The 6,266-nt window shown below is 67.7% G+C and carries 8 protein-coding genes; 2 read left to right on the plus strand and 6 right to left on the minus strand.

The window, feature by feature from the left end:
- The 4 genes from pglX to JNW87_RS33080 all read right to left on the minus strand — a co-directional run.
- Positions 1-841: BREX-2 system adenine-specific DNA-methyltransferase PglX (pglX, locus tag JNW87_RS33065; protein WP_238455030.1), on the minus strand; the 841-nt coding region annotated here is incomplete at its 3' end.
- Positions 842-912: 71 nt separating this feature from the next.
- Entirely contained in the window at positions 913-1,434 is a 522-nt protein-coding gene (locus tag JNW87_RS33070; RefSeq protein ID WP_109801098.1) for a hypothetical protein, read from the minus strand.
- Positions 1,435-1,457: 23 nt separating this feature from the next.
- Positions 1,458-2,597, minus strand: coding sequence for a helix-turn-helix domain-containing protein (locus JNW87_RS33075; protein ID WP_236647412.1), 1,140 nt, complete (start codon positions 2,595-2,597; stop codon positions 1,458-1,460).
- 11 nt (positions 2,598-2,608) lie between these two features.
- A complete protein-coding gene (locus tag JNW87_RS33080) occupies positions 2,609-2,848 on the minus strand; it encodes a winged helix-turn-helix domain-containing protein (protein WP_109801097.1) in 240 nt (79 codons plus the stop codon).
- 324 nt (positions 2,849-3,172) lie between these two features.
- Between JNW87_RS33080 and JNW87_RS33085 the strand changes: the two genes are divergently transcribed.
- Positions 3,173-3,457, plus strand: a complete 285-nt coding sequence (locus tag JNW87_RS33085) for a DivIVA domain-containing protein (protein ID WP_109801113.1) — start codon at positions 3,173-3,175, stop codon at positions 3,455-3,457.
- A gap of 270 nt (positions 3,458-3,727) precedes the next feature.
- On the plus strand, positions 3,728-4,747 hold the full coding sequence (locus tag JNW87_RS33090) for an ADP-ribosylglycohydrolase family protein (RefSeq protein ID WP_201749550.1): 1,020 nt from the start codon (positions 3,728-3,730) through the stop codon (positions 4,745-4,747).
- On the opposite strand, the gene JNW87_RS33095 is transcribed toward JNW87_RS33090, so the two are convergent.
- Together JNW87_RS33095 and JNW87_RS33100 are read right to left on the minus strand one after the other, a co-directional pair.
- Entirely contained in the window at positions 4,732-5,646 is a 915-nt protein-coding gene (locus JNW87_RS33095) for a hypothetical protein (RefSeq protein ID WP_109801095.1), read from the minus strand. The two genes, JNW87_RS33090 and JNW87_RS33095, sit on opposite strands and share 16 nt — an antisense overlap.
- Positions 5,643-6,266: hypothetical protein (locus JNW87_RS33100; RefSeq protein ID WP_238455031.1), on the minus strand; the 624-nt coding region annotated here is incomplete at its 5' end. The genes JNW87_RS33095 and JNW87_RS33100, both read right to left, overlap by 4 nt.

Below are 6,266 nucleotides of genomic sequence, written 5' to 3' on the forward strand. Positions count from 1 at the left end.
CGAAGGGGTTGATGTCGATGCCGTGGACGGCGTCGAGGGCCAGGCGTACCCGCTCGTGGGGGTCCCGGTTGGGGGCGTGATGCTCCCACTCCTTGAGGAGACGGTGGAAGGCGCCGAGTACGAAGTGGCCCGATCCGCAGGTCGGGTCGATCATCTTGACCACGTCGTGGCCGAACTCGGCGATCGCCGGGGTCAGCGTCAGGTCGAGGATGAACTCCTCGACGAACTGCGGCGTCTGCAGCAGGGCGTAGGTCTTCCGGGCCGCCTCCGAAAGGTCCTGGTAGAGGTCGCCGAGAAAGCGGGTGTCCCACTCCGGGTCGGTGAAGTCGTGCACCAGGCCGCCGGTCTCGCCGCGCCGGCGCCAGAAGCCGATCAGGTCCTTGGCCGCGTCGTGCGACAGCGGGACCTGGAAGAGCGGGTTGTGCCGCCGGTCGAACAGTGACTTGCCGGCCTGGGTGCTGGCGATGGCGTCGAATCCCTGCTCCAGCCAGCCACGCAGCGTCTCCTCGGGCCGGTCACGGAAGAACTGCGCCTCAGCCTCCTCGGCCAGCACCAGCCGGTCCCCCGGCCCGGCGAGGTAAGGCTCGGCCAGCAGCCCGTTGTCCTCGCAATAGCGCACGAACACGGTGCCCAGCACCGAGGCGACGGCGACCTGGGTGACCCGCTCGTCCCGCCACGCCGCCCAAGTGGCGGCGGTACGCCCGACCTTGAACGCGTGGTCGTACTCACCACGCAGTCGGAGGCGCACCTCCTCGACCGATTCGGCCTGCTCCCGCAGGTCCTTTTCAAGGTTCTTGACCTGCTTCTGCAGGTCACTCAAGAGCAGCTTCCGGTCGATCACGCGACGACTCTAGTCGTCCCGTCGGCGGGACGGACCTACCCGTTAGGGCCGAGACTGTGGCGAACCCGCAGCTACAGCAACTTGTGGCGACGCGCGAAGTCGGGGAACTGCGCTCCCGTGCAAGGCAACCTGGCACCCGTGGAGCGCAGAGCGTCGATGAGATTTCCCGTGCTCACCGCGGTCTGCTTCCCGTCGCGGCAGGCCCGGGCCAGCAGCCAGATCGTTCCGTGCACTTCCGCCTCATGAGCACGAGCCACCCGCGTGGCTTCCCGGTCGTCAGTGATGGCGATGCCGCCGCGCAGCTCCGCAGCGGCAATGACTGATGCCTCTCCGAGGTCACGGTCGCCTGCTCCGATCCGGGTGGCCCACTTCGTGAAGCATCTGATCTCGTTGAGGGTGTCCAGTTGAGCAACGCTGAGCCAGTCCACCTCGCAGGTCGCGGCCAGAGCGGGATAGGCCGCAGCTCCTGCACGCAGCTCTTCGATCACGACCCTGGTCGTCCAGCACTCTGCATCGACGAGCAGGTGCTGGAGCACATCAAGTCGGTCCGCCAGGGTGAAGTGGCTGAGACACATGGTGTCGAGCACCAGCACCCGAGCCGCTGTCGACGGCAGGCTCACGGCTCGATCTCCAGCTCGCCGCTCTCGGGCAGGTCCGACTCGGCGATCTGTCCGTGCATCAGTTCGACCGCTCGCACCCGGGTGATCCAGCCACCTCGCCATGCCTCCATCACGGCATGGGCGTAGCTCGGAGGCACTCGTACCGAGAAGAGATCCGGTTGGGGAGCCCACCCCAGCGCTTCCATGAATTCAGCATGCGTCGGGCGAGACTGGCTCCAGGCGGCACGCGTCGCGGTGTCGATCAGCCTTGACCGGACGGCCTGCCGAAGCGCCAGTGACCACGACACCCGGTATCGGGCGGCAACCTCCACCAACCGGTCGCGGGTCAGGCCGCCGGGTACCTCCTGCTGCCCGCCCAGCACCGATACGGGCAACAGCAACTCCGCGGCGAACGCGTCGATAGCGGCCTCCCGATCAGCTCGGGATGCGTGCACGCCAAGATCGCTCGAATACTCATCACCGATGACGAGATGGCCCAGCTCATGTGCCGCGGTCGCGCGCCGCCGACCCGGATCTCCGGTGGTGCTGACCACTGCCGCCGCGACGTCACCGTCAACCAGCGACGCTCCATCCCCAGGCACATCGGTAACGAGGATGAACTGTCCCGCGCGCTCGCACACCTCTACTACGCTGTCGATCGGTCCGTCCCCGAGGCCGAGCTGCTGGCGCACCCAAAGCGCCGCCTCTCTGGCCTGCGCCTCAGACGCCACGGCGCCGGGATATCGAAGCACCGGTCGGCTCCGCAGCACGCCATGACTGATCAGCTGTCGTAGCTCGCGCAACCACTCGGTAAGCGCGATCTCCAGCCGCTGCGATGATCGCGCCACCTGGGAGTCGCTGTCCTCGGTGATCTGAGCGGACCGGCGGGAGAGCACCTCCGGCTTGGGCTCGATGAGGTAATCCATCGAGACGCCGAGTGCCGACGACAACTTGAGCAGCTCAAAGGCGTCGAGACGCCGAGTGCCTGCCTCCACCTTGGCGAGCATCGTGCGGTCGAGGCCCACGGCGCGAGCCAGCTCGTTCTGGGACATCCCCATCGACAGGCGCACCTGACGCACCTGCTCGCCGACCGCACTCCACTCCCGGTCATCAACCATGGTGCGATAATCGCACACATCGGCGGCCGAATGGGTCAACGCAAGGAACGTCAGGGTTCACGCATCCACGTCTTCGGATCAGTGATGAAGATGCCCTTGCCCTGCTGCCGCCGGATCACCCGCAGCGCTTCCAGCCGGACATAGACCATCTGGATGGTCGATGAGCTGACCCCGAAGCGGTCAGACATGTCAGCGATAGAGGGCAACTTGTCCCCTGGCTGGACCTTTCCGCTGCGCAGGTCACTGATGATCTCGTCCGAGATCCGGATGTAGTCCGGTGTCTGTGGCATGGCACTCCTCGCGTGGCACGCCAATTTGATCACGACACGCACTGGCCAGACAACCGAGCGTTGCCTTCCGCTACTTAGGCATATATGGTTGATCGCGAGTCGCACCTCGCGTGGCAACGAGTTCGGCTCATCCCCCTGGTCGGGGCGGGTGCGCGTGCCCGTCCCGACCCACCGGACTGCTCCGCTGTCGTACCGCTGATCTGAGCTGCGGCGGCGGAGCGGGCGGGCCGTCCGCGGCCGGCATGCGGACGGCCCGCCCTTCCAGACGCACCGAAAGGACCTACCCCGCTCCCGCCTGCCCAGGAAAGGACCGCCGTGGCCCAGATGTATCGAGGCGGCCAGCTCTACGGGACCGGTCACCCGGCCCGGTTGACGCCGCACGAGGTGCGGACCCGCACGTTCGACCCGCGTCGGCGCGGCACCGACCCCGATCAGGTACGCGAGTTCCAGGCCCAGGTGGCCGACGAGCTGAACGACCTCCACCAGGAGGTACGGATGCTCAGCCAGGAGAACGACCGGCTCAAGCGGGCGCTGCGCGACTGGCAGACCATGCACGCCCGGGAGTGCCGGCCGCCGCAGGAGTACCACACCAACGAGGGCCGCTGGTAGCCGTGCGCCCCTCCCCCGGTGACCTGCTGATTATCGACGGCCGGGCCTCGGTGCAGTTCGCCGGGGACCGCGCCCTGACGCTCCGCGTCGTGTCGGTCTGCGACCGGCCGACGTACTCCGGTTGGGTCTGGCTGACCGGCTACGTCATCAATCGCGCCGGCCGGGCAACCGCCAAGCGCGAGGTCTACGTCCAACTCTCCGGCCTCCGCCCCGCCACCAGCACCTCGACCCCGAAACGCTCAAGTGCTGCCCGCCCCTATGATTCGCGAAATGACCAAGGTGACGGCAGAGCAGCTCGCAACCGCTCGGGGCTGCGTGCTCGGGCTGATGCTCGGTGACGCGATCGGCGCGACGGGCGGCAACGTGCCGGCGTCCGGGCCGCTCTTGGCGACCAGCGCCGGACAGCTCGCCTGCTTCACCATCGACGGCCTGATCCGCGCCCACATCCGGGGCATGCACAAGGGGATCTCGTCTCCGCCCATTGTTGTCTGGCGGTCATACACCCGCTGGGCTGCCATCCAGGGCATCCCTGGGTTGAAAGTGTGGGACGAGGCGGATTGGCCGAACGGCTGGCTGACGAAGGTGCCGGCGTTGGCGGAGCGGCGCGGCTCAGCGCCGGCAACGGTCGCGACGTTGCAGGGCCAGACCATGGGCTCCATCGACAAGCCGGCCGGCAAGAGCATCGGGGCGCACGCTCTCACCCGTACCCTGCCGGTCGCCCTGGGCCGTCCGCTGGACCCCGCGGCCATCGCCGCACTCACCCACGGCGGAGAAGCGTTAGCCGCTGCCAGGCTCGGCGTGGAAATCGTTCGCCTGGTGGCTTCGGGTGAGCACCTCGATGCCGCCGTTGACCGGGTGCTTCCGGCGGACGAGGAACGATCAGAGGGGGCGGTACGGTCGCTGGCTCTGGCACTGGCCGCCGCCCGGTCACGGCCCGGCCAGCGATCCGAGCTGGCTCGCCTCGCGCCCGACGCGAAGGCGGCGTCGGCACTGGCCGGTGGGCTCTACGTGGCCCTGTCCTTCCCCGATCGGAAGTCGATCCGCGACGCGCTCTTGTTCGCTGCCTCGGCCAACGACGGCGGTCATGTGGCGACGGTGGCTGGCACCCTGCTGGGTACGACGCACGGGCCCGACGCGCTTCCGGTCGACTGGCTGTCCCGGCTGGAGTTGGCCTGGCCGGCCGACACCCTGGCCCGCGACTTCGTCACCGAAATCGAGGACAGCCCGTCCGGAGGCGACTACGTCCCGGCAACCGACCCACACTGGTGGAGCCGCTACCCCGGCGGCTGATGGTCGATGACCCCTGGTCTACGTTGCGGCTGAACGACGTTGCTGGTCGCCATGCCTCGGCTCGTCACCACCTGGTGCGCGGCCTTGATCGTCGGAACGACCGTTCCGAGCAGGTACGGCGCGCTGGTCAGCCGCCCCCAGTGGTCGGTCAACCTCATGGCCGACGGATGAGTGAATGCGGCGACGAGCGTATCGACGCCCGCGATTCGCGCCTGCTCAAGGTGCGGTGCAATCTGACGACGGCGACTCATGAGCGCCGTGAGCGCCTTGTAGACCTCGACACCCTGAACGATGCACAAGGTCGGCTCGAGGATCGTGATCGTCGCTGCCATGTGAGGGGCGCAGTTCCGGCTCATCGTCGCGTTACCCAGCGACTTGGTCGTGCCGTTGACAACGGCGGAGCACAGCCGCATGTTGGCCATGGCATAGGCATCGAAGAGGTGTACCAGGAAGCGGGCGCCTTCCAGACGTAGGTGTTCGCCGTCCCGATCGGCCCCGGGGTCACGCCCGACGGCGAGCCGCAAGGCGCTGGTGACACCGCGCATATGAGGGTTCCGCGCGGTGAACGCCAGGCTGGCGGACTGCATCACCTCGGCGTGGCGCTCCTTGAGCGTCACGCCCTCTCGTGCCCGCCCGGTCTCCATGGCGATGACCAGGGTGCGCGTCGGCAGCCCGTTGATCATCAGGTCGAAGTGGTGACCGACGTGCGACAGCTGCCCCGCGGCGAACGCAGCGTCCGGTTGGGAAGCCGCGTGGCGGCCGCCCAGGACACTCTGCCGGCAGCTGCCGAGCCTCGGGCAGACGCACTGTCCGGATGGTCCCAAGACATGCTCAGCCATGTACTGACCGAGCTTGTCGATCCGTCTGGCGGTGGCGACGGTATCGCTAGCGATGGTCACGTCGACGGTTGCTCCGGTAAGGCCGGGGTGAGGGCCGGATCGCTGGAGGCTCCCGCTCTGGGACTGGGCGGGTTTTCGCTAGGGACATCGCTCACCGCTCCGACGAGCGTATCGCGAAGGAGTGCGGTCTCCTTCTCGCTCGGCGGCCTGGCCGAACCGGCATGCCATTCGACGACCAACCGCTGCCCCGAGGGCAGCGAGTACATCCGCACCGCCCGGCTGGGCACCACTGACTCGTAGTCCGTGCCGCCAAATCCCAGCTTGCCCGCCTCCCGTAGCCCGAGCGCCTGGGCGACGTCATCCCACGGTCGGCCGAACGCGAACACGTCCTGCACCGGCAGCTCTGCGATCGGCTGCCACACGAACTCCTCGATGACCTCTGGCGGCGGCTCCAGCGGAGCCCTGATGGACTTCGAATGCCACGGGTAGCACTCGAAGATCAACAGGTCACGGTGATCGGCGCTTGGCTCCTGGAGCCACCGGCGGGTGAACTCAAGGCGATCCTGGTAGTACTGGTTGCGGCCCATCTCATGGGGCAGGGTCCAGGGTGGCCGGTTGTACGGGCATGTCGTGGCCCATCTGCTGTACGAGAAGTTCTTCTTGATCTCCTTTGCGAAGAT

The organism is Micromonospora sp. ATA51, assembly GCF_016802855.1.
Taxonomy (GTDB): Bacteria; Actinomycetota; Actinomycetes; order Mycobacteriales; family Micromonosporaceae; genus Micromonospora; species Micromonospora sicca.